Origin of the sequence: Pseudomonas caspiana (assembly GCF_040224095.2) — a bacterium.
GTDB lineage: Bacteria > Pseudomonadota > Gammaproteobacteria > Pseudomonadales > Pseudomonadaceae > Aquipseudomonas > Aquipseudomonas caspiana.
The window spans coordinates 5,247,546-5,268,582 of the sequence record NZ_CP167995.1 but is presented as its reverse complement, the minus strand read 5'-3'; the positions used below and the strand labels follow the sequence as shown (position 1 = coordinate 5,268,582).

Here is a 21,037-nt window from a genome sequence, read left to right as displayed (position 1 = left end):
CCATAGGGCCGGTCGAACATCCAGCGAGTTAGTTACTCTTCACCGCATGATCCGGCTTCTTGTCGTTACCCGGGATGTACGGGCTCCACGGCTGGGCGCGGATTGGCTCTTTGGTCTGCCACACGACGTTGAACTGACCGTCATCCTGGATTTCGCCGATCATCACTGGCTTGTGCAGGTGATGGTTGGTTTTGTCCATGGTCAGGGTGAAGCCCGATGGCGCTGCAAAGGTCTGACCGGCCATGGCTTCGCGGACTTTATCCACGTCGGTGGACTTGGCTTTCTCGACCGCTTGCGCCCACATGTGGATACCCACGTAGGTGGCTTCCATCGGGTCGTTTGTTACGACAGTTTTGGCGTTCGGGAGGTTTTTCTTCAGTGCGTAAGCTTTCCAGTCCGCTACGAACTTTTTGTTGACCGGGTTTTCCACCGACTGGAAGTAGTTCCACGCGGCCAGGTTGCCGACCAGTGGTTTGGTGTCGATACCGCGCAGTTCTTCTTCGCCCACCGAGAACGCCACAACCGGTACGTCGGTAGCCTTCAGACCCTGATTGGCCAGCTCTTTATAGAACGGCACGTTGGAGTCGCCGTTCACCGTCGAGATCACAGCCGTCTTGCCGCCCGCAGAGAACTTCTTGATGTTGGCAACGATGGTTTGGTAATCAGCATGACCGAACGGGGTGTAGACCTCTTCGATGTCCTTGTCCGCCACACCTTTGGAGTGCAGGAACGAGCGCAGAATCTTGTTGGTGGTACGCGGGTAAACATAGTCGGTACCCAGCAGGAAGTAACGCTTGGCAGCGCCGCCGTCTTCGCTCATCAGGTACTCGACCGCAGGAATGGCCTGCTGGTTTGGCGCCGCGCCGGTGTAGAACACGTTCGGCGACATCTCTTCGCCTTCGTACTGAACCGGGTAGAACAGCAGGCCGTTAAGTTCTTCGAACACTGGCAAAACAGATTTGCGCGACACCGAGGTCCAGCAGCCGAATACCACAGCAACCTTGTCCTGAGTCAGCAACTGACGGCCTTTTTCAGCAAACAACGGCCAGTTGGAAGCCGGATCGACGACGACCGCTTCCAGCATCTTGCCGTTGACGCCGCCCTTGGCATTGATTTCGTCGATGGTCATCAACGCCATGTCTTTGAGCGATGTTTCGGAGATAGCCATGGTGCCCGACAGCGAGTGCAGAATACCGACCTTGATGGTCTCGGCCGCTTGAACGGTCCAGGTGAGACCCATGGCTGCGATAGACGCGGACAGGGTAAAGGCTTTGATCAGACTGCGACGCTTCATTGGGCTAGCTCCGTTATTGGTATTCGATGGGGCGCACGAGATAACGCATATCTGATTGCTGTTTAGCAAAGGCTGGGCCAAGGCGCGAAATAGCCCACCGGAACAGGAAACTGTCCGGGTGGGCAGGAAATGAACGCACCAGCGTGGAACTTATTTGCCGGGCTGGTGCGCGGGGCTGCGCTTAATTGGTGCTTGTGCTTTACAGCATCAACTCAGTATTGCCGGAGTAAAGATCGAACATTTTATCCGGAAGGGCAGTTGGGCTTTTGAAGTAGACGTAGAACCGTTTGCCTACCAGCCGGCTTGCCACCAGTTGCAGCGGCGTGGACGGCGCAATCGCTACGTGGTCTCCCAGGAAGCTGGTGAACAGATTTTTCTTCGGTACCGACTCGTTGAATATGACGAATACGGTACTGTCCTCACTGCTTGCCGACTGGCGAATGAAGCCGTCACGGCTCCACTGCTCGCTGCTCCAGCGACTGACAGATGCTGACTGCACGCCGTTATCGACGAACACTTGCCCGATCTCGCTGGTCAGTTTTCGCAGTCCTGCGGCACTGACCAAGGCGGCCCGGTAAGCCTTTCCCTGATATTCGTTGAGGCTATAGAACTCGCTCAGAAAACGGACGGTCAGCGGCGTATTCAGGCGTGCGCGCAACAACGTGTTGATAGGTTGCGAGCCGCCCTCACAGTAATCAAGTATTTCCGGCAGTTCATCGGTATTGGAGGTTTTTGCCAGGCGCAGATAGTTGCGATTGAACGCCAGTTTGGACACGTTGCTGACCTCGTCCGCCGAGTTCGGCCAATTCTGAACCACGTCTCCCAATTCCTGATCTGACTGCTTCAGCACCAGACTGCTGATTTTGGTGCGCAGTGTTTCTATTCTGTTCCAGACGCCGGGGCTGGACTCCACCGCATAGGCCGGCTCTTTAATCAACACGTCAGGATTGGCGACGTCTACCCGATACAGCTGGCAGTGACCAAACAGCCAGGGCCGACGTTTGATGAAGTACTGTCTGTCGCCTATCTGCACGGCGTGAAACTGATCAGCGTCGTATGGCACAACCGCATCCAGATCGGTCTGCTGCGAAGGAGGGCTGGTGGAGGACTCCAGAAAACCGATCTGCTCCTCACCCTCGGCGCTGGTGCGCTGGACCAATGGCGAAGCAGGGCGCAGATTTTCCAGTGCGGTGAAGGGCTCGCGATTTATCACCCATCGACCCAGCGCAGCAGCCCCAAGGTAGCCAACAGCACACAACAATTCGAAGGCAGCCCCATAGTAATCACCTTCCCTGAGATGCTGGAAAGCCTCCCAGAGTTTGAACAGACCGACACCGGCCGCCAACGCGATGAGCACAGGTGAGGGAATGAACAGCATGGCAATATTCAGCGCGATGCTTCCAAACAACGAACCGTGTTTCTTGATCACCTCGGGCCTCAAGTGAAGCGTCTGTTGGCGAGTGTGTTTCAGGTCGTGATGGGTCATGAGGTAGTCCTCGCCCTCATCAACGTAATCAGGTTCGCCAAAAATCAAGCTGGGCAGCCTGGCTGGCGTTTGCAGATGCTTGAATGTGTCCCTTGCACGAAAATGCTTGAGCCATTGCTCGTACTCTTCGGCGCTGCATTCCACTGGCCGGCTTTCCTCGGGCAATTGACGCAGCAGGTATCGAGTGAAATCAGGATTCTCCAGAAACTCTTCACGCATGGTTGCCTCATCGGGAAACCAGCGAAATACTCGACTGTCCGGTGCGTTGAGGGTGCAGAGCAACAATGGCTGTCTGGGTGTTGAACCTAGCGGGGCAATACGCATGACATCCGGGAGCGGATGTTGCTCAAGGATCATGAAATCGAGGTTGATGGTTTGGCCATCGACCTTCTGCCGCTCCTCGACGCAAGGGCTATCAATAATGACCTTCATCCAGGCTTTGGCCACACTCGGCAGCCGGTCGGTCTGAGCCTGTACCTGATCCATGCGCAGCTGGGAGATGGCGAGGTTTTTCACGTTTTCTAGCCACGCCGCCTGATGAGCTCCCTGGGGTTGCGGGCCGTCAGGCAGGTTGGTGCACAGGTGATGCAGCTGCATGATGGATTTGCTGTAATCCTGCGCCGCGGCGACCCAGTGCTGCTGGTGCTCGCGACTTACGTTCTGCCACCAGTGCGGCATGTGACTGGTGATCATGCGATGGTCGTTACGATCAAGCATGAGCGCATTGTCCAGGTGCGCAGCCTGGGCGAGTTGCACGGGCAAGGTCCGCGCAAACTCATCCGGATTGACCCTGGATGTCTTTGCCTGCCGAACCAGGTAGCTGAAGTCGGCTTGTTGCCTGGCCACTTGCTGATCGAACAGTTTTTGCAGCACATCGCCGCTCAGTGCCGATAGACGCCATGCGGGCACGGCTGGCGTGAGTTTGAGGATTTTCTCTCGTGAATCAGCGCTGAGGTTCTGGAGTAAAACCTGCTTTTGTATTGCGTCGTTAAAGCGCACCCCCAATGAGCGGATCATCGTTGCGATGCTCTCGAAACCTTCCAGCCCCTGATGTTCGGTACAAAGCAGTACTTCACCCAGATTGGTGTCAGTCAGCGCCGGTGGCTGCGGGCTATGGGTATGAGTCAGTACAAACGCGCCGGGTAAAATCTGTGCTTCACCTTGCCCATCCACCAGTGCCAACTGAAAGGCACCATATTTCTGCACACTGTTGTTATCAGCAATACGCGGCCTGTTCAGTTGCTCTTCAAGCATCAAGTGCTGGGTGGTCGTGAGCAGGCTTTGCTCCACGGCCGCTATGGATTCCAGCAGTAAGGCTTTTTTTCGCTCAGCGATGAATCGCTCACGGCGGCTGATGCCATTGTGGAGGTAGGTCCAGTAGTCAGCGAGTTGCTGGCGATAGACCGGTTCAAGCGCACTGTTGAAGCGTGTGTAAAGGTCCAGGATTTGCTGGCATTCGAGATGCGCGATCTCGTCGGATTCCGCCACCGTGTTAGCGGCTTTGTAGAAGCCTGCATGGACGGATGGATCAAAGCTCGACCGTTCCAGAAAGTGGCTGAGCAATGTATCTCGCACGGGTTCCGAGCGCAGGAACTGACGCAGCGAGCGTTCAATGGTCGGGTGGCTTTCCTCCGGGAGCTGTGTGAAGGGTGGGATCGTCAGGGGCTTGAGTGTGTAGGACGTCAGCCAGGTGCGACTCATGTCCAGGCTGGCCTGGGGGCTGTCGCTTCGGAGTAGGCGCAGAAACTCCTGTTCAGCGACGGTGCGCAAATCGGGTGGATACGCTGCGTTGCTGGCAGCGGGTGAAGCAGATTGAGTAGACATGATTTCGTTTCGTTTTATGAAAGATGCCGCTCACGAAATCGGATTTGGGTCAGCGCGTCTGTCGGCTGGAGGACGTTTTTTGTTTGGGATATTCCTGCAAGACTTGTAGGCGTTCAGAGGTTAAAGGCACGACATTTACGTGTCCATGGCACCGCGCTGTCGCGCAGCAGACACAGGACCTGTAGGAGCTGCCGAAGGCTACGATGGCGAAGGAAATGCTTCGCAGCCTTCGGCAACTACTACAACGGGAGGCACATTCAGCAATATCGAATCTGCCTGGGTGAGCCTTCAATGACTGTGTGCCGACGCTCCAGGCGGCTGTTTCAACACTTCAACCTCTACCGTGACCGCACCTGATTTCTCGAAGTGCAAGGTCAACGGGAAGGTTTTGCCCTCCGTGAGCGCAGCCTTGTCCTTCAGGTCCAGGAGCATCACGTGATAAGCCATTGGCGCGAACACGGTGTCGCCGCCTGCCGGTACTTCCACGTTCGGCACTTGCTGCATCTTCATCAGGCCATTGGCGTGGACGTGTTCGTGAAGCTCAGCCTTTCCGGCGATCGGGGTTTCAACGCTGAGCAGACGGTCTGCGTTCTGGCCGTTGTTGTGTATGACGAAATAGGCCGCGACGTTGGGCGCATTGGGCGGCAGCTCCATGGACCAAGGGGCAGCAATCTTCAGCTCGGCGGCGCGATAGTCATTGGCGTTGGCGTAACTCACTGGCAGCAATAATGCAGTCAGCATCAGCAGTTGCTTCAGCATGAACAGACTCCTGTCGATTGGACTTTCATTTAGCCTGAACAGCCAGCCGATGTAAAAAGCCCCGCGCAATCCCGGTGGGAGTTGCCCACGTCTCGCTGACACCACGCTGTCGCGAAGCAAGCAAAGACCTGTAGGAGTGCACGAGCACCGCGAGGCCGCGATGGCGGTGTATCAGACAGGACGCCATCGCTGCCTCGCGGTGCTCGTGAGCTCCTACAGAAAAGCATTCCAGGTCATGTGATTGCATTTTTTGATGGGAGCGTCTCCGTCGTCAGACGCCGCGCTGTCGCGCAGCAAGCATGGACCTGAGTCAGCTTGCTCGCGATAACGGCAGACCTGCTGAGAAATTACCTTAGTACCACCTTCCCGAATAAATTCGGTCCTACGGAATCAGCGTCAGAGCTGATACTGATGCAGCGCCTCAAACAACGCTCTCGCAGACCCAAACTCCCGGTCCACCTTCGGCAACTCCGGGCGTTTCAGGATCACTACCGGGACTTTCAATTCCCGCGCCACTTCCAGCTTGGCTTCGGTCGCATCACCGCCGCTGTTCTTGCTGATCAACACATCAATATTGCGCTGCCGAAAGAGCGCGCGTTCGTCCTCCAGCAGAAACGGACCGCGTGCGCCGATGACTTCACAGCGCTCGTGCTGCGGCACGTCGCGCAGGGTGTTTTCCAGGGCGCGTAACGTCCAGAACTGATGCGCGGGGATTTCATCCAGATGCTGCAATGGTTCGCGGCCCAAGGTGAACAATGGTCGCTGGAAAGGCTTGAGGGCCTGAACCAGTTCGGCCCAGTCCGCCACCTCCCGCCAATCGTCCTTCGGACCCGCCTGCCAGGCTGGCCGTCGCAATGCCCAGCAAGGGACGTTGGCCTGTTCTGCGGCACGGGCGGCGTTATGGCTGATTTGCGCGGCGTATGCGTGAGTCGCGTCGATCAGTAAATCAATACCGCGTTCGGCAATGAATTGCGCCAGCCCATCAGCGCCACCGTAACCGCCGACTCGCACTTCACAGGCAAGGTCAGTCGGCACTCGGCCCACGCCCGCGAGGCTGTAGATATGCTGCGGGCCGAGGGTGCGAGCGATGGCCAGTGCGTCGGTCACACCGCCGAGCAGTAGCACGCGCTTCATGGATTGACCCCAGCCGTGCCGACGATGCCACCCTGGCGATCAATCGCGAAGACTTCCACTTCAACCTGCGCCGGAACCACGCTGCGGGCGAAGTCCAGAGCATGCTGACAAACAATGTCGCCCAATGGCACGCCCACAGCAGCGCACATCGCCAAGGCCTGCTGACTGGTATTGGCTTCAAGGATTGCCTGCTGCAGTGCTTGATCAGCTCCGCCATCCGCCGCCCATTGCGCGAGTTGCGGCAGATCGATACTGGAATGCCGGCTGTGCAGATCCATATGCCGCGCGGCTAGCTTGCTGATTTTGCCAAAGCCGCCGCAGATGCTCAGCTTGGCCACCGGCACTTTGCGCAGGTGTTTAAGCACGGCACCGACAAAGTCGCCCATTTCGATCAGCGCGATGTCCGGCATCTGGTAGAAGCGGCGCATGGTGTCTTCGCTGGCGTTGCCGGTGCAGGCGGCAATGTGCAGATAGCCGTTGGTTTTGGCGACGTCGATACCTTGATGAATCGAGGCGATGTAGGCCGCACAGGAGAACGGCCGGACAACGCCGCTGGTGCCCAGAATAGACAACCCGCCGACAATCCCGAGGCGCGGGTTCATGGTCTTCAACGCCAGAGCTTCGCCGCCTTCGACGTTTACCGTGATTTCAAAGCCGCCGCTGTAACCCAGCTCGTTTGCCAGCGCTTGCAGGTGTTCAATGATCATCATCCGTGGCACCGGGTTGATCGCGGGCTCACCCACTTTCAACACCAGACCGGGTCGCGTGACAGTGCCCACGCCCCGGCCTGCGACAAACTGAACGGTTGGCTCGTCCAGCAGGCGCACGCGAGAAAACACCAGGGCGCCGTGGGTGACATCAGGGTCATCACCGGCATCCTTGATCGTGCCAGCCTCCGCTCCATCCGCAACCAGTCGGCAAAACTCCAGGCGCATTTGTACCCGCTTGCCTTTGGGCAGGATGATCTCCACCGCATCGTTGACTTCGCCGCCCAGCAATAGTCGCGCGGCTGCCAGGCAGGTTGCGGTCGCGCAACTGCCTGTAGTCAGGCCACTGCGTAGCGGTGCGGGTTGTTCAGCGGTTTCGTCACGCATCAGGGTTTGATCACATCCAGCAGGGTGATAGGCAGTGCCTGACGCCACGTATCGAATTCGCCCAATGGTTTGGCGTGGGCAATATGTATGCGGGTCAGTTCACCGCCATGTAGATCGCGCCAGGCCATCAACGTTGCTTCGCTTTGCAAGGTGACGGCATTGGCCACCAAGCGACCGCCAGAGCGCAGTTGCTGCCAGCAGGCGTCCAGCATGCCGGGACGGGTCACACCGCCGCCGATAAAAATCGCGTCGGGGCGTTCAAGTCCGATCAGGGCTTGTGGAGCACTGCCGCGCACCAATTGCAGGCCCGGTACGCCCAGCGCGTCGCGATTGAACTCGATCAACTGCTGACGGCCTTCGTCGGCCTCAATCGCCAGTGTTCGGCAAGTGGGATGGGCGCGCATCCATTCAATACCGATAGAGCCGCAACCCGCGCCGACGTCCCACAGCAACTCGCCTGGCACCGGGGCCAGACGCGCCAGAGTGATCGCCCGGACATCGCGTTTGGTCAGTTGGCCGTCATGCTCGAAGGCCTCGTCGGGCAAACCGGCCAGTGGCGAAAGACGCAAGGCATTGGCGTCGGCACGGCAATCGATCGCCACTACATTCAGCGCAGCGATTTCAGGATTGGCCCATTCACTGGCCAAACCGTCCACACGACGTTCGGCCGTACCGCCCAGATGCTCCAGCACGGTCATGTAGCTCGGGCCGAAACCACGATCGCGCAGCAAACCGGCAATCGCTGCCGGGCTCGTGCCGTCGTTGCTCAGAATCAGCAGGCGCACGCCATGATGGAACCGGGCATTCAGTGCGGCCAGTGGTCGGGCCACTACGGACAGCGTGACCACGTCCTGCAACGGCCAGCCCAAACGAGCCGCGGCGAGGGAATAGGAGGAGGGTGCAGGCAGGATCAGCATTTCTTCGACGGCAACCACACGCGAAAGGCTGGCACCCACACCAAACAGCATTGGATCGCCACTGGCTAGCACGCAGACTTCGGCACCGCGCTGTTCCAGTACTGGATTCAGCGAGAAAGGGGTGGGCCAGGCGCGGCGTTCAGCCTTGATGCAAGGCGGCAGCAAATCCAGCTGACGCGGCCCGCCGAACACCTGATCGGCGCGCAATAGAGCGTGCCGGGCGTTCTTGCCCAAGCCTTTGTAGCCATCTTCACCAATTCCCACGACTGTCAGCCAGGGCGACATTTGCTTACCTCAATCCGGTCTTCCGACAGAGCGGCTTTTCATGCCTGCGGACAAAGCAGGCATAATACCGCGCCCAAGGGGCACAAGTGACCAATTCCAGTACCCGTTCCGTTTCATCAAGGTGATCCATTGATCGAGCAGAAGTCCGCTCGCACACCATCCGCATCGCTACGCCCCTCGGCTTGCCCGGGGTTGCTGCGTATCGTCCCGGCACTGGATGGCGGCATCTGCCGGATCAAACTGGCAGGCGGCTCGATCAGCGCGGCTCAGGCTCAAGCTGTTGCAAACGCAGCGCAAACCTACGCCCACGGCGTGATCGAAGCCACCAACCGGGCCAACCTGCAGATTCGCGGCATCGGCGATCAACAGATTGCCTTGATCGACACGCTGTTGGCGGCCGGGCTTGGCCCAAATAACCCCGACAGCGACGATGTGCGTAACCTGATGCTCAGCCCTGTGGCTGGCCTGGACCCGCATATGCTGCTGGACGTGCGACCTTTGGCCGCGCAGATTCTGGCTGCGCTGGAAAACAATCCGCGCTTTCATGACCTGTCGCCCAAATTCGCCCTGTCACTGGACGGCGGCGAAGCCATGGTGATGCTCGAACATCCGCATGATCTGTGGCTGTCGGCGTTGAAGGTGGGCGGCGAGATCATGCTGGGCTTCGGTCTGGCGGGTTGCCCTGCTCAAGACTCGCCATTGGCAGCGGTTCCGATGGCTAACGGGCTAGAGCTGGTATTAGCGGTGCTTGAGCTGTTTCTCGATCTGGCGCGCCCGGAGCAGGTGCGCATGCGACATCTGCTGGAGGAAGTTCCGGCGCAGCAGCTTCTGGCAAACCTGCAGCAGCGCTTGAGTATTGAACTGCGTGTTGATCAAAAAATAACCGCTTGGCGACGTCCAGCAATCGTCAGCAACCAGCACCTTGGGGTTTATCCACAGCAGCAAGCCGGAAAGGTTGCAGTGGGCGGGGGCGTTCCATTGGGACGACTCGATCCTGCGATGCTGAACGCTGTTGCACGACTGGCGGCTGATTTTGGCGACGGCAGCCTGCGACTGACCCCGTGGCAAAGCCTGTTGTTGCCGAATGTCCCGAGCGAGCGGGGCGAGCAGGTGTTGTCTGCATTGGAGGCCGCCGGGCTGCTGTGTTCCGCCGATCAGCCGTTGGCACAGATCATCGCCTGCACCGGTTCGACCGATTGCGCCAAGGGACTGGCCGACACCAAAACTGATGCACGGCTGCTGGCCGGGCAATTGCAACGCAGCGGCGTCAGCCGGGCGGTACACCTGTCGGCCTGCAAGCGCTCGTGCGCAGCGGCGCACCTGGCCTCGGTGACCTTGCTGGCAGTTTCCCCCGGCCACTATGACCTTTATTTTCGCGATGCAGCGCAGCCCGGTTTCGGTGCTCTGCAAGCGCGTGACCTCACTATTGAAGCAGCCGGCGCATTGTTGATCGCCGACTCACGGAGCAGCACCCATGATTGATTACATCCGCGATGGTCAGGAGATTTATCGCAACTCCTTCTCGATCATTCGTGCGGAAGCGCGGCTGGAGACGATCCCTGCCGACCTGGAAAAACTCGCCGTGCGCGTGATCCATGCCTGCGGCATGGTTGAAGTCATCGAAGACCTGCGCTTCTCGGAAGGTGCGGGCAAGGCCGGACGCGATGCGCTGGCCGCTGGCGCGCCGATTCTCTGCGATGCGCGCATGGTGTCCGAAGGCATCACGCGGACTCGCCTGCCGGCCAACAATCAGATTATCTGTACCTTGCATGATGAAGGCGTGCGCGAGTTGGCTCTGGAGCTGGGCAACACCCGTTCGGCGGTGGCGCTGGAGCACTGGCGTGAACATCTGGAAGGCAGTGTCGTGGTCATTGGCAACGCACCGACTGCGCTGTTCTATCTGCTTGAAATGCTCGACGCAGGTGCGCCGAAACCGGCCCTGATCCTTGGCTTCCCTGTCGGGTTCGTCGGCGCTGCCGAGTCCAAGGCCATGCTCGCCGCTGACAGCCGTGGCGTGCCGTTTGTGATCATGCAGGGTCGTCGTGGTGGCAGCGCCATGGCGGTGGCTGCGGTCAACGCACTGGCCACGGAGATCGAATAATGCAGGCACGCGGTCGATTGATTGGCTTGGGCGTCGGTCCCGGTGACCCGGAGCTGATTACCGTCAAGGCACTGCGCCTGCTGCGCGAGTCGCCAGTGGTTGCCTACTTCGTTGCCAAGGGCAAGAAGGGCAACGCGTTCGGCATCATCGAAGGTCATCTGCAGGACGCTCAGACCTTGATGCCACTGGTTTACCCGGTGACCACCGAAGCGTTGCCCGCGCCAATGTCCTATGAAAAAGTCATCAGTGATTTTTATGATGAAGCCAGTGTCGACGTGGCGGCCCATCTGGACGCCGGACGTGATGTGGCGGTGATCTGCGAAGGTGATCCGTTCTTTTACGGCTCCTACATGTACCTGCATGATCGCCTTGCCGATAAGTATGAGGCTCAAGTCATACCGGGCGTCTGCTCGATGCTCGGCGGTGCTTCGGTCTTGGGTGCGCCGCTGGTGTATCGCAACCAGAGCCTGTCGGTCTTGTCCGGCGTGCTGCCCCACGAGGAACTCAAGCGAAAACTGGCCGATGCCGACGCGGCGGTGATCATGAAGCTGGGCCGCAATTTCCCGAAAGTTCGCCAAGTGCTGGAAGAGTTGGGCCTTGCCGGTCGCGCGCTGTACGTTGAGCGGGCTACCATGGCCAATCAGAAAATCGTCCCGCTGGATGAAGTGGTACCGATGTCTTCGCCGTATTTCTCGCTGATCATTGTTCCCGGCGAAAGGTGGCAGGGCTGATGGCGCATAACATTCCGGCCATTGTGATTCTGGGCAATGGCAGCCTGGCAACTGCGCGGCGCATTCAGCAGTTGTACGCGGACTCGTTGATTTACGGTCTTGTTGATCGAGTGCAGGGCGCAGATCGAACCTACAGCGAATTTGGCGCAACCCTGCGCCAGTTCTACCAACAGAACACGCCGATCATTGCCCTGTGCGCAGCGGGCATCGTCATTCGCACGCTAGCACCTGTGCTGCTGGAAAAAGGCGCTGAACCCGCCGTACTCGCCATTGCTGAAGACGCCAGTGCCGTAGTGCCGCTGCTGGGCGGGCTGGGCGGCGTCAACGTCATGGCACGGGAGATTGCTGCCGGTCTGGGCATTGCTCCTGCGATCACTACCAGTGGCGAGCTGCGTTTCGGTACCTGCCTGCTCAATCCTCCAAGCGGCTACGCGCTGGGTGATCTGGAACTGGGCAAGCGTTTTGTCTCTGATCTGCTCTCTGGCGAAAGCGTGCGTATTGAAGGTGCCGCGCCCTGGCTGGCCAAGGCACAACTGCCGGAAGATGAGCACGCACAACTGGCGATACACGTGAGCTGCGCCGAACGTGAGCCGTCGGCCAACGAGTTGCTGATCTACCCGCGCAGCGTGGCGGTGGCTGTCACGGCAATCAGTGCCGGGCTGGCAGCCAGCATCCGGGCTGCGCTGCACGATGCGGGTATCGCTATTCAGTCGCTGGCCTGCCTGTTGGCGGCTGATTCGCAGATGGCCGATCCGTTGCTGCATCAGGCTGCCATTGAGCTGGATGTTGCGCTGCGCTTTGTGCCAGCGGCCTGCGCGGTTGATATGGCTGCGCAAGCCGTGCCGCAACTGTTGCCGCCGATCAGCGTGAATGACGACCTGGCAATTACCGTCGCGCCCCAACCGCTGGATGTTCAGCAGATTGGTAAAGGGCGGGGCAGGCTTGCGGTTATCGGCCTTGGGCCGGGTGCCGCAGATCTGATGGTGCCCGCGGTCAAGGCCGAACTGGCTCGGGCCAATGACATCCTGGGCTACGAAACTTATGTGCGCATGGCCGGGCCGTTCCGCGCTGATCAGGTCATGCACTGCACCGATAACCGTGAAGAAATGCAGCGTGCCCGACACGCTTTCGAATTGGCAGCTTCCGGGCGTTCAGTCGTTGTGGTGTCGTCCGGCGACCCTGGTGTGTTTGCCATGGCCTCGGCGGTGCTGGAAGCGCTGCACGAATCGACCAACCCTGATTGGCACAACGTCGATCTGGAAATCCTGCCCGGTGTCTCCGCGTCATTGGCAACCGCTGCTCAGGCCGGTGCGCCGTTGGGGCATGACTTCTGCGTAATGTCGCTGTCGGACAACCTCAAACCCTGGGATATCATTGAGAAGCGTCTGGATCTAGCCTCTCAGGCTGATCTGGCGCTGGCCTTCTACAACCCGATTTCCCGTTCCCGCCCATGGCAGCTGGGGCGCGCGCTGGAGATCGTCCGCCAGCACCGCACGCCTGAAACGCCCGTGACGTTGGGGCGTGATATAGGTCGACCGGGTCAGACCTTGCGCATCATCACGCTAGGCGAGTTGACGCCGGATCAGGTCGACATGCGCACGATGGTGCTGATTGGTTCATCAACGACCTGCACTTTTGCACGTCCTGATGGGAGTCAGTGGGTTTACACGCCTCGGTGGTATGGCGGAAAACCGACTGGCTAGCTCAGGCAGTTGAGGGCGGTGGCAGCTCCCTGGGTTTTATGCTTCCGGCAGACAAGGTTCGGGGGCTGCCGACAGCAGCTTCCTGTCGCCATATCACTTCCTGAAGAGAAAGGCGCTGCGTTCCAGTGCCCAGACCGCTGTTCCCAATCTCTCCTATGTACTAATTCCCTGTAGGAATATGCGATTTCTTACTGGCTTTCTATAACTTGTTCTGTCCGAAGGTTCTTGTGTGTGAGTAAGTGCTCGGGCGCCACGTCCTGTTTGCGGTAAGTTGGTAGTGTTATAAAAGTTTTGTCATGGATTACCGCCAGTTGCTATCGGTAAATTATTTGCCTAGGCTGAGCGTGTAGTTTCGATGTAACGGATGTTATGAGTTTGACTAGTTAATCTATTACCGCCTCTAAACAGGCATTCCATCATATGTATTTGCTTTATAACGACGAGGTGAGGTTTTGCCTTGAAAGTCCGCATGAACTGAAGACTGACTCGTGGACGAGTCTTTAACTAAAAGGAATTTTTTATGAATGATACATTCGACTCTCTTGAAAACCCGGCTGAACGAATCAGTTTTGTACGAGGCCTGGACCTCGATACTGCTGCACCGGTCGCCATGAGCCGCGCACGAATGACGCGGGCGCTGGACCTTGATCCAAAGAACGATGAGGGTGCCGTAGTTGCCAACACTATTCTGGGGTTCGTCGCGGGAATGTCGCGAGAAAACAAGGATGCCGTGAAAAAGACGGTGCTGCTGGCGGTGCTCGTTGCCGACAACGCATTTGGCCTGGAACGAGGCGGCGAAAACTGGTTCAACAAATTCTACAGCGTCATGAACGGGCTGGGCTGGGTCCCGGAACACTGGGATTACGCTCAATACCGGACGACCGATCAGCGCTTCACGATGGAGCAGGTCGGGCTGAAAATCCTGGGTTCAGCCATTGCCGCAATGGCTGGCCCTGGGCCTGCCGCGATGGTATTGGCCAAGGTGGCAAAAGACGCTATCGAAACGCTTCAAGTCAGTAATGAGCCAGTGGAACTGTTCAAAAGACATACTCGCGACTACGACAAAGGAAATTTCTGTATTGGTTCATGTATTGAATCTCGAGGCGAGGTTTATTTTGCATTAGGTGCGCTGCGCTGCAGCCTGAGAATCAATACAGTCGATGTGTTGTTCACGGAGTGGTATCACTCTGCAATCAATATTTCTCGTGGGGAGGCTGCCTGGATTCTCGATCAGGAAGAGTACAGCTTTCACCGTGAAGCTATTGTTGGCAAGTTGCGTGAAAAAGCACAGCGCGATATCGCCAGTTACCCGATCTGAAGTGTTGCAAAAGGGGGCGTGAGCCCCCGTCTATTTAATATTCAGGAGGCGTAATATGTGTGATATAGCGTTGGATGCCTATGTTAATGCCCGGGATTTTATAATGTTCGACCGGCGAGTGGCGTCGACCATGAAGTCGGATATTCTTGCGTCGACACTTTATGCGCAACTGGCAGCCGATAAAAAAATATCGAGAGTGTCCGATTATTCCTGCTGGCGGCAAACCTATCTGGACGCAATGACCACCTTTGGCTGGCAGCTACGCACCAGCAAAGCGTACAACCATACGCCGGACAGTTCAGCTGCGTTTGACGTCTGGACACTGATTAACGATGTATTTGCCGAGACAAAGGTCATCGGTTTGCCTGACACAGCGCGCGATTATGTCGCCCTGGCCAGTCCGTTGCTGGCCAGGATCAGCCCGTGTGAATGTACTGCTTCGACCTCTGGTCAGCAGTCGATAGCGGTGTTCAGCGGACAGTTTCAGGTCAGCTTTGTGTCTGCAGAGTCCATCCTGCATTCGGTAATGGTGTCGTTCAATACAACGCAACCTCTGGATGACGACCCGCTGCAGATGTCCCTCGATCCGACGCTTATTGTCGGTGCCATTGACGTCATGTTCTTTTCCGCAGAACTGCTGGATATCCACTACGAGATGTACCGGGACGCTTTCGAATCTGCCTTGGCCGAAAGAAAGAAGACGTTGACTGCACGAGTGGGGGAAGAGCCATGAATGAGATGACATCGAACGTCGTCATTGCTGGCAGCAATCTTGTTTCCTTCATGGCCGGGCTGAGCCGCGAAGAGAAGAAGGATCTCTCGGACTTGTTGAGGTACGCCGATTACTTCGCGAGCCAGACCTTCGACCGCAGTGAATTCTGGACCAGCTGGATGGAGTATTACCGCAACCGGCTGGAGAGATTCAGCACGGTGCGAGCTCGCATCGTGAAAGACCCAATGGTGATCACTGACGCCGAAGAGCTTGAGCAGATAGCTCCCGGTGTTAACGGGACTATAGGCTCGGCCAGCCTTGGCAGGCTGATGCAGCAAAGCCTGAGGAAAGTAAGAATCGACAGGGATGCGCGATTGTTTTTCCAGCAAGGCCGAGGCAGTGGTCGTCTACGCACTTTTCAGGTGGTCGGCTGTGAAAAAACGCCTGACGGGCGGATCCTGATCATGCTGTGCGCGTTACACGCCAATGCCTACACCGAGGTTGATATCCTGGGCCTCTCCGAGCGAGTCGAACGCGACATCGTATTGCGCATCACGGGCGGAGTTTATGAGCTCCATCGTGACCAATATGCAACTCAACGGGAAAGCATCAATTCAAAACTGAGAAACGTTACACGCCTGGCAATTCAGGAAATATGAATTCGGGCCTTCAAGGCACCAGATAGCCGCGAACCCCGGTAAAGATAATCTGCGCCGCCAGCGCACACACGAATAACCCCATCAACCGACTGACGATCTGCAAGCCTTGTTCGCCGAGGATGCGTTCGATGTTATTGGCCATGTAAAGCACGACGCCAACCGTCAGGCTGGCCAGGGCAATACTGACAATGGCGGTCAGTTTGTCATCCCAGTGAGGCTGGCTGACGCCCATTACCAGCAGTGCACCAATGGTGCCGGGGCCGACAGTGAGCGGGATGGTCAGCGGGACGATGGTGACGTCCTGCTGAACATTGTCGGTTTGTACCGCTGACTTGCCTTGCGCCATGCCCAGTGCCGAAATGAACAGCACACTGCCTGCGCCAATCCTGAAGGCGTCAACGGTGATGCCGAACACGCTGAATATCACCCGGCCGAACAGGTACAGGAGCACACTGGAGATCAGGGTTGCCAGCGCTACTTTCCACGCCAGGCGCCGTTGCTCTTTGCGCGAGTGGCCGCGAGTCAGGCTGATGAAGCAGGACAAGACGAAGAACGGGCTGTAAAGCACCAGCATCTTCAGATAAACGCTGAACAACACATGCAGCATGGCTTGGGCTCGGCAGCAGATAAATACGTGGCGAGTCTATCAGGGCGCAATAGACGGACGTAGCGGTGCAGCAACAGATCAATTTTTTTGGTAAAGGTCACTGTTCGATGTCAGGGTACGAGCCTTTTCACGTTGAGCGACCCAATGCTCAACCAGCTCGCGCAACTGCGACAGCTCAACCGGTTTGGCCATATGACCATCCATGCCAGCCTGCCGGGCGCGATCCTTGTGTTCGGTCAGAATGTGCGCGGTCAGCGCCACCACGGGGGTGCGCACCCGCTGGTTGCCGACTTCCCATGCGCGCAGCTGTTCGGTGGCGGAGAAGCCATCCAGAATCGGCATTTCACAATCCATCAGTACCAGGTCATAGCGCTGCGCTTTCATCGCTCGCAAGGCTTCTTCGCCGTTACTGGCAGTGTCCGGGTTCAAGTTCAGCTTGCCGAGCATGCCGCGAATCACTTTGGTGGAGATGTTGTTGTCTTCTGCAACCAGAATGCGGAAGTCGCTGGGTACCTTGACCGGAACACTCTGTAGCGGCGTGACCTGATGCGAGGTCGCGCCTTTGTTCAACTGGGTGAGCTCATCCGCCAGAGTGGTTTTGAGTGTGTAGCCAGCGACGGGCTTGGCCAGGATTCTCTTGATTCCGGAGTTGCGGGCAACGATTTTGCTCGGCGCGTTGCTTATGCCGGTCAGCATGATCAGCAGGATGTCGTGGTTGAGGCTCGGATCCTCCTTGATCTTGGCCGCCAGTTGCATGCCGGTCATACCTGGCATGTTCTGATCCAGTAGCACCACATCAAAGTAATCACGCAAATGTGCCTTCGTCCGCAACAGCGCCAGAGCTTCTTTGCCGGAAGACACGGCGCTAACGTTCAGCCCCCAGGCGCTGCATTGCTGGACCAGGACTTTGCGGCACGTCTCATTGTCATCAACCACTAGCACGCGAGCACCCTTGAGCGGGCTGTCGAGATCCAGTGGCGGTTGCTGCAGGCGATTAGGGTCCAGCGGCAGGCTCAGCCACAGCGTGCTGCCGTGAGTCGCGCCGGATTGAATACCGAATTCGCCGCCCATCAATACGATCAACTGGCGAGCAATGACCAGCCCCAAGTGCCCGCCCAGTTTGCTCGACGCCATGAAGTTCTTGCTGTGCAGTTCGGCATGCAGCAGTGCGTCACGTTCGTCAGCGGAGAGCGCCTCACCGCTGTCCTGCACCGCAATGCGCAGGCGGGGTTTGCCGGCGCGTGAGTCCAGTGCGACCACTACCAGAATCTCGCCTTCGTCGGTTTTCCTAAGGGCGTTTTCCAGCAGGCTCAGCACGGTCTGGCGCAAGCGCGTCGGGTCGCCGCTGATGACGCGGGGTACTTGCGGCTGAATCAGGCTGATCAGCTCCACTTCTTGTTGCTCAGCCTTGGCGCGGAAGATGTTCAGGCAGTCTTCGATGAGTGCGCTGAGGTCGAATTGCACGTCATCCAGCTCGATCTGGCCCGACTCAAGCTTGGTAATGTCGAGAATTTCATTGATCAGACTGAGCAGCTCGTTGCCTGCGCTGTGAATGGTCTGCACATAGTCACGCTGCTTGACCGACAACGGCGTGCCCAACAGCAATTCAGTCATACCCAGCACGCCGTTCATCGGCGTACGGATTTCATGGCTGATTTTGGCCAGAAACTCCGCCTTGGCGTTGATTTCTGCATTACTGGCAGCCTTGTCGCGACTGATGCTGAAGTTGTCTTCGGTGAAGCTGCGGTGCCGTTCACTGATAGCAACGCTCATCAACAGACCGCTGAAGCAGAACACTGCCAGCAGGGTAAGGATCAGCCATTGCGGGGAAATCCAGGTCAGCCACAGCAGCGCCGGGAGAATGACCAGGCAACCAATGTTGAAGGTCACCATCGACAGCACGAACAGACGGGCTGGCCAGTAACCTTTTTGCCAATGGTAAGCAGAGGCGAACAGGATACTGAGGGTCGCCAGGGTCACGAGCCCGAAGGTCAGCAGGTTGAGTGGCAGCGTATCGACGAACAGTATCAACAGACAGCCAAGGGCGATGACCACCAGGCTGCCCATTAAAAGGCGATTGAGCACTACCACATTGCGATGCATGAAAAAGGAGTGGGCGTACATCAAGCCGGCGAGTGCAGCGAACAGCAGGGTCAGATGCGCAGCGGGGGTCTGTGCGATGTGCCAGGTCTTGAGCCATGGAGTCAGCAGGTTGAGCAACAGTGCGGCGCTGAGGGCCAATAACCCTTCACAGCCTGCGAGCCACAGATTGGTGCGAGATCGCGTATGCGCATAACGCGTCAGGTTTTGCAGAATCAACATGCCCAGCGAGCCAAACAAAAGGCCGAACAGAAACGGCTCGCGCTCGTCGGCTGCGCTGTTTATCGCGGGTTGCAGGCTGATATTGGGGCGTAGTTGCTGAGTTGATACCAGCCGCAGATAGATATCCACAGGCGCATTGCTTTGCGGAATAGGCAGCATGAAATCGCTGGCCCGCAAGACATTGTTCTGGGGCGCGACACTGTTACCGGTGCGCGTATGGTTGAGTACCTGGTCGCCTTCCAGGACATAAAGGTCCAGGCTGGCAAGATCGGGCGCGAAGATGCGCAGGAGTTGTTCGTGATCGCTGGGTTGTAATTGATAGTGCAGCCATAACGCGCTGTTGCGATCAGCAGCAACGACCTGGTCGAGGTCGGTGGGGCTGAGCTGGTTCTGGTAGCGGGCCGAACGGACGTCGCTTAATTGCAGGTTTGCCTGAGTGTCGAGCAACGTTGACCATCCCGCACTCGGCTGGGCTTGCGCCGACAACACGAAGAGCAGAGCCAACAGCCCTACAGTTAAACTTTTGGCAATCCTGAGCCAGCGCACGGTGAAATCCCTTCGTAAGATGAATGCCCGATAACTCTAAACTCTATTTTGATCTTTGCATGCAGCCCTGAAATCGCCTGTCGGACCTGGCAGGCGGGGAAAGCGCTGCTGCGCCCCCCAGCCTGCCGAAGCCCGGATGATGGCTTGTTACAGGTCTTCACCGCGCTCGCGGGCAATGGCGCGATAGCCGATGTCACTGCGATAGAAGCAACCTTCCCAATTAACCTTGGCGGCCAGAGCATAGGCGTGTTTTTGAGCATCGCCCACTGTTTCGCCCAATGCAGTAGCGCACAGCACGCGACCGCCACTGGTGACTACCTGACCGTCTTGCAGCGCAGTGCCCGCATGGAACACTTTACCCGGCAGTTGCGCAGCATCTTCAAGACCGTTGATCGCTGCGCCCTTGGCGTAATCGCCTGGGTAGCCGCCAGCGGCGAGAACGATGCCCAGGCTCGGGCGTGGGTCCCATTGAGCTTCAACTTTATCCAGTGCCTGAGCCAGTGCAGCCTCAACCAGCAAGACCAGACTCGACTGCAGACGCAGCATCACCGGTTGGGTTTCCGGATCACCGAAGCGGCAGTTGAACTCGATAACCTTTGGGTTGCCGGCTTTGTCGATCATCAGCCCGGCGTAGAGGAAGCCGGTGTAGACGTTGCCTTCGTCAGCCATGCCGCGCACGGTCGGCCAGATGACCAGATCCATCACGCGCTGGTGAACGTCGGCAGTGACAACCGGGGCAGGGGAGTAAGCACCCATGCCGCCCGTGTTCGGACCGCTGTCGCCATCGCCGACGCGCTTGTGATCCTGGCTGGTGGCCATCGGCAGAACGTTCTTGCCGTCGACCATGACGATGAAGCTGGCTTCTTCGCCATCGAGGAACTCTTCGATGACAACCCGCGAACCGGCTTCGCCGAAAGCGTTACCGGCCAGCATGTCGCGGACGGCGTCTTCGGCTTCGGCCAGGGTCATGGCGACAATAACGCCTTTGCCCGCAGCCAGGCCGTCAGCCTTGATGACAATCGGGGCACCTTTTTCGCGCAGGTAGGCCAGCGCTGGCTCGATTTCAGTGAAGTTCTGGTAATCGGCAGTCGGGATCTTGTGGCGCGCCAGGAAGTCTTTAGTGAACGCTTTCGAGCCTTCAAGCTGGGCTGCGCCAGCGGTAGGGCCGAAGCAGTCCAGGCCGCGGCTGCGGAACAGGTCTACAACACCTGCAACCAGTGGCACTTCCGGACCAACGATGGTCAGGGAGACGTTCTTTTCGGCGAAGTCCGCCAGTTGCTCAAGGGCCAGCACGTCAATAGCGACGTTCTCGCACTTCGCTTCGATGGCGGTCCCGGCATTGCCCGGCGCAACAAAAACTTTCTCGACGCGTGGGTCCTGAGCGACTTTCCACGCCAGAGCGTGTTCGCGGCCACCACTGCCAATGATCAATACGTTCATTTCAAAAACCTCGATGACGCTGAATTCTGTTTTTGGAACTGCTAACCCGATCCATGTAGGAGCGCTTGCCCGCGATCCAGCGCGAAGCGCTGGCAAAGGATTCCA

16 protein-coding genes are annotated in these 21,037 nt (G+C 58.0%); 7 read left to right on the top strand and 9 right to left on the bottom strand.

The window, feature by feature from the left end:
• Window positions 1-28: 28 nt before the first annotated feature.
• The 6 genes from urtA to cbiE all read right to left on the bottom strand — a co-directional run bounded on the left by urtA (window position 29) and on the right by cbiE (window position 8,793).
• Entirely contained in the window at window positions 29-1,294 is a 1,266-nt protein-coding gene (gene urtA, locus ABRP31_RS23890) for an urea ABC transporter substrate-binding protein (protein WP_087269718.1), read from the bottom strand.
• A 199-nt stretch (window positions 1,295-1,493) separates the two neighbouring features.
• The gene (locus tag ABRP31_RS23885; RefSeq protein WP_349972476.1) at window positions 1,494-4,604 is read right to left on the bottom strand and encodes a hypothetical protein; all 3,111 of its coding nucleotides are present in this window, start codon (window positions 4,602-4,604) and stop codon (window positions 1,494-1,496) included.
• 288 nt (window positions 4,605-4,892) lie between these two features.
• Window positions 4,893-5,363, bottom strand: a complete 471-nt coding sequence (locus tag ABRP31_RS23880) for a copper chaperone PCu(A)C (RefSeq protein ID WP_349972475.1) — start codon at window positions 5,361-5,363, stop codon at window positions 4,893-4,895.
• 396 nt (window positions 5,364-5,759) lie between these two features.
• Entirely contained in the window at window positions 5,760-6,497 is a 738-nt protein-coding gene (locus ABRP31_RS23875; protein ID WP_349972474.1) for a cobalt-precorrin-6A reductase, read from the bottom strand.
• Complete coding sequence (locus tag ABRP31_RS23870) at window positions 6,494-7,591, bottom strand: cobalt-precorrin-5B (C(1))-methyltransferase (RefSeq protein ID WP_349972473.1); 1,098 nt, start codon at window positions 7,589-7,591, stop codon at window positions 6,494-6,496. Before ABRP31_RS23870 ends, ABRP31_RS23875 begins: the two co-directional genes overlap by 4 nt.
• Entirely contained in the window at window positions 7,591-8,793 is a 1,203-nt protein-coding gene (gene cbiE, locus ABRP31_RS23865; protein WP_349972472.1) for a precorrin-6y C5,15-methyltransferase (decarboxylating) subunit CbiE, read from the bottom strand. Before cbiE ends, ABRP31_RS23870 begins: the two co-directional genes overlap by 1 nt.
• Window positions 8,794-8,925: 132 nt before the next feature.
• Here cbiE and cobG point away from each other — a divergent pair, with 132 nt between their 5' ends.
• The 7 genes from cobG (at window position 8,926) to ABRP31_RS23830 (ending at window position 16,017) form a co-directional block, all read left to right on the top strand.
• Window positions 8,926-10,275 carry a precorrin-3B synthase gene (gene cobG / locus ABRP31_RS23860; RefSeq protein ID WP_372489472.1) on the top strand — a complete coding sequence of 450 codons (1,350 nt, stop codon included), beginning with the start codon at window positions 8,926-8,928 and terminating at the stop codon, window positions 10,273-10,275.
• Window positions 10,268-10,894: a precorrin-8X methylmutase gene (locus tag ABRP31_RS23855; RefSeq protein ID WP_087269696.1), complete on the top strand. Its 627-nt coding sequence runs from the start codon at window positions 10,268-10,270 to the stop codon at window positions 10,892-10,894. The genes cobG and ABRP31_RS23855 overlap by 8 nt, the downstream gene beginning before the upstream one ends.
• Window positions 10,894-11,625: a precorrin-2 C(20)-methyltransferase gene (locus ABRP31_RS23850; RefSeq protein ID WP_349972469.1), complete on the top strand. Its 732-nt coding sequence runs from the start codon at window positions 10,894-10,896 to the stop codon at window positions 11,623-11,625. Before ABRP31_RS23855 ends, ABRP31_RS23850 begins: the two co-directional genes overlap by 1 nt.
• Entirely contained in the window at window positions 11,625-13,328 is a 1,704-nt protein-coding gene (gene cobJ, locus ABRP31_RS23845) for a precorrin-3B C(17)-methyltransferase (RefSeq protein ID WP_349972468.1), read from the top strand. The genes ABRP31_RS23850 and cobJ overlap by 1 nt, the downstream gene beginning before the upstream one ends.
• Before the next feature lie 520 nt (window positions 13,329-13,848).
• The gene (locus ABRP31_RS23840; RefSeq protein ID WP_349972467.1) at window positions 13,849-14,646 is read left to right on the top strand and encodes a hypothetical protein; all 798 of its coding nucleotides are present in this window, start codon (window positions 13,849-13,851) and stop codon (window positions 14,644-14,646) included.
• A gap of 103 nt (window positions 14,647-14,749) precedes the next feature.
• Window positions 14,750-15,379: a hypothetical protein gene (locus ABRP31_RS23835; RefSeq protein WP_349972466.1), complete on the top strand. Its 630-nt coding sequence runs from the start codon at window positions 14,750-14,752 to the stop codon at window positions 15,377-15,379.
• Window positions 15,376-16,017: a hypothetical protein gene (locus ABRP31_RS23830; RefSeq protein WP_087269682.1), complete on the top strand. Its 642-nt coding sequence runs from the start codon at window positions 15,376-15,378 to the stop codon at window positions 16,015-16,017. The genes ABRP31_RS23835 and ABRP31_RS23830 overlap by 4 nt, the downstream gene beginning before the upstream one ends.
• A 10-nt stretch (window positions 16,018-16,027) precedes the next feature.
• Here the strand turns inward: ABRP31_RS23830 and ABRP31_RS23825 are convergent, their stop codons facing one another.
• The 3 genes from ABRP31_RS23825 to purD all read right to left on the bottom strand — a co-directional run bounded on the left by ABRP31_RS23825 (window position 16,028) and on the right by purD (window position 20,932).
• The gene (locus tag ABRP31_RS23825) at window positions 16,028-16,624 is read right to left on the bottom strand and encodes a MarC family protein (RefSeq protein ID WP_087269679.1); all 597 of its coding nucleotides are present in this window, start codon (window positions 16,622-16,624) and stop codon (window positions 16,028-16,030) included.
• 78 nt (window positions 16,625-16,702) lie between these two features.
• On the bottom strand, window positions 16,703-19,492 hold the full coding sequence (locus ABRP31_RS23820; RefSeq protein WP_349972465.1) for a response regulator: 2,790 nt from the start codon (window positions 19,490-19,492) through the stop codon (window positions 16,703-16,705).
• Window positions 19,493-19,639: 147 nt separating this feature from the next.
• Window positions 19,640-20,932: a phosphoribosylamine--glycine ligase gene (gene purD, locus ABRP31_RS23815; protein ID WP_349972464.1), complete on the bottom strand. Its 1,293-nt coding sequence runs from the start codon at window positions 20,930-20,932 to the stop codon at window positions 19,640-19,642.
• Window positions 20,933-21,037: the final 105 nt, after the last annotated feature.

Excerpts from the sequence above, each read along its gene's own strand:
- urtA (WP_087269718.1), bottom strand. The coding sequence starts at position 1,294 with ATGAAGCGTCGCAGTCTGATCAAAGCCTTTACCCTGTCCGCGTCTATC.
- ABRP31_RS23885 (WP_349972476.1), bottom strand. The coding sequence starts at position 4,604 with ATGTCTACTCAATCTGCTTCACCCGCTGCCAGCAACGCAGCGTATCCA.
- ABRP31_RS23880 (WP_349972475.1), bottom strand. The coding sequence starts at position 5,363 with ATGCTGAAGCAACTGCTGATGCTGACTGCATTATTGCTGCCAGTGAGT.
- ABRP31_RS23875 (WP_349972474.1), bottom strand. The coding sequence starts at position 6,497 with ATGAAGCGCGTGCTACTGCTCGGCGGTGTGACCGACGCACTGGCCATC.
- ABRP31_RS23870 (WP_349972473.1), bottom strand. The coding sequence starts at position 7,591 with ATGCGTGACGAAACCGCTGAACAACCCGCACCGCTACGCAGTGGCCTG.
- cbiE (WP_349972472.1), bottom strand. The coding sequence starts at position 8,793 with ATGTCGCCCTGGCTGACAGTCGTGGGAATTGGTGAAGATGGCTACAAA.
- ABRP31_RS23855 (WP_087269696.1), top strand. The coding sequence starts at position 10,268 with ATGATTGATTACATCCGCGATGGTCAGGAGATTTATCGCAACTCCTTC.
- ABRP31_RS23850 (WP_349972469.1), top strand. The coding sequence starts at position 10,894 with ATGCAGGCACGCGGTCGATTGATTGGCTTGGGCGTCGGTCCCGGTGAC.
- cobJ (WP_349972468.1), top strand. The coding sequence starts at position 11,625 with ATGGCGCATAACATTCCGGCCATTGTGATTCTGGGCAATGGCAGCCTG.
- ABRP31_RS23840 (WP_349972467.1), top strand. The coding sequence starts at position 13,849 with ATGAATGATACATTCGACTCTCTTGAAAACCCGGCTGAACGAATCAGT.
- ABRP31_RS23835 (WP_349972466.1), top strand. The coding sequence starts at position 14,750 with ATGTTCGACCGGCGAGTGGCGTCGACCATGAAGTCGGATATTCTTGCG.
- ABRP31_RS23830 (WP_087269682.1), top strand. The coding sequence starts at position 15,376 with ATGAATGAGATGACATCGAACGTCGTCATTGCTGGCAGCAATCTTGTT.
- ABRP31_RS23825 (WP_087269679.1), bottom strand. The coding sequence starts at position 16,624 with ATGCTGCATGTGTTGTTCAGCGTTTATCTGAAGATGCTGGTGCTTTAC.
- purD (WP_349972464.1), bottom strand. The coding sequence starts at position 20,932 with ATGAACGTATTGATCATTGGCAGTGGTGGCCGCGAACACGCTCTGGCG.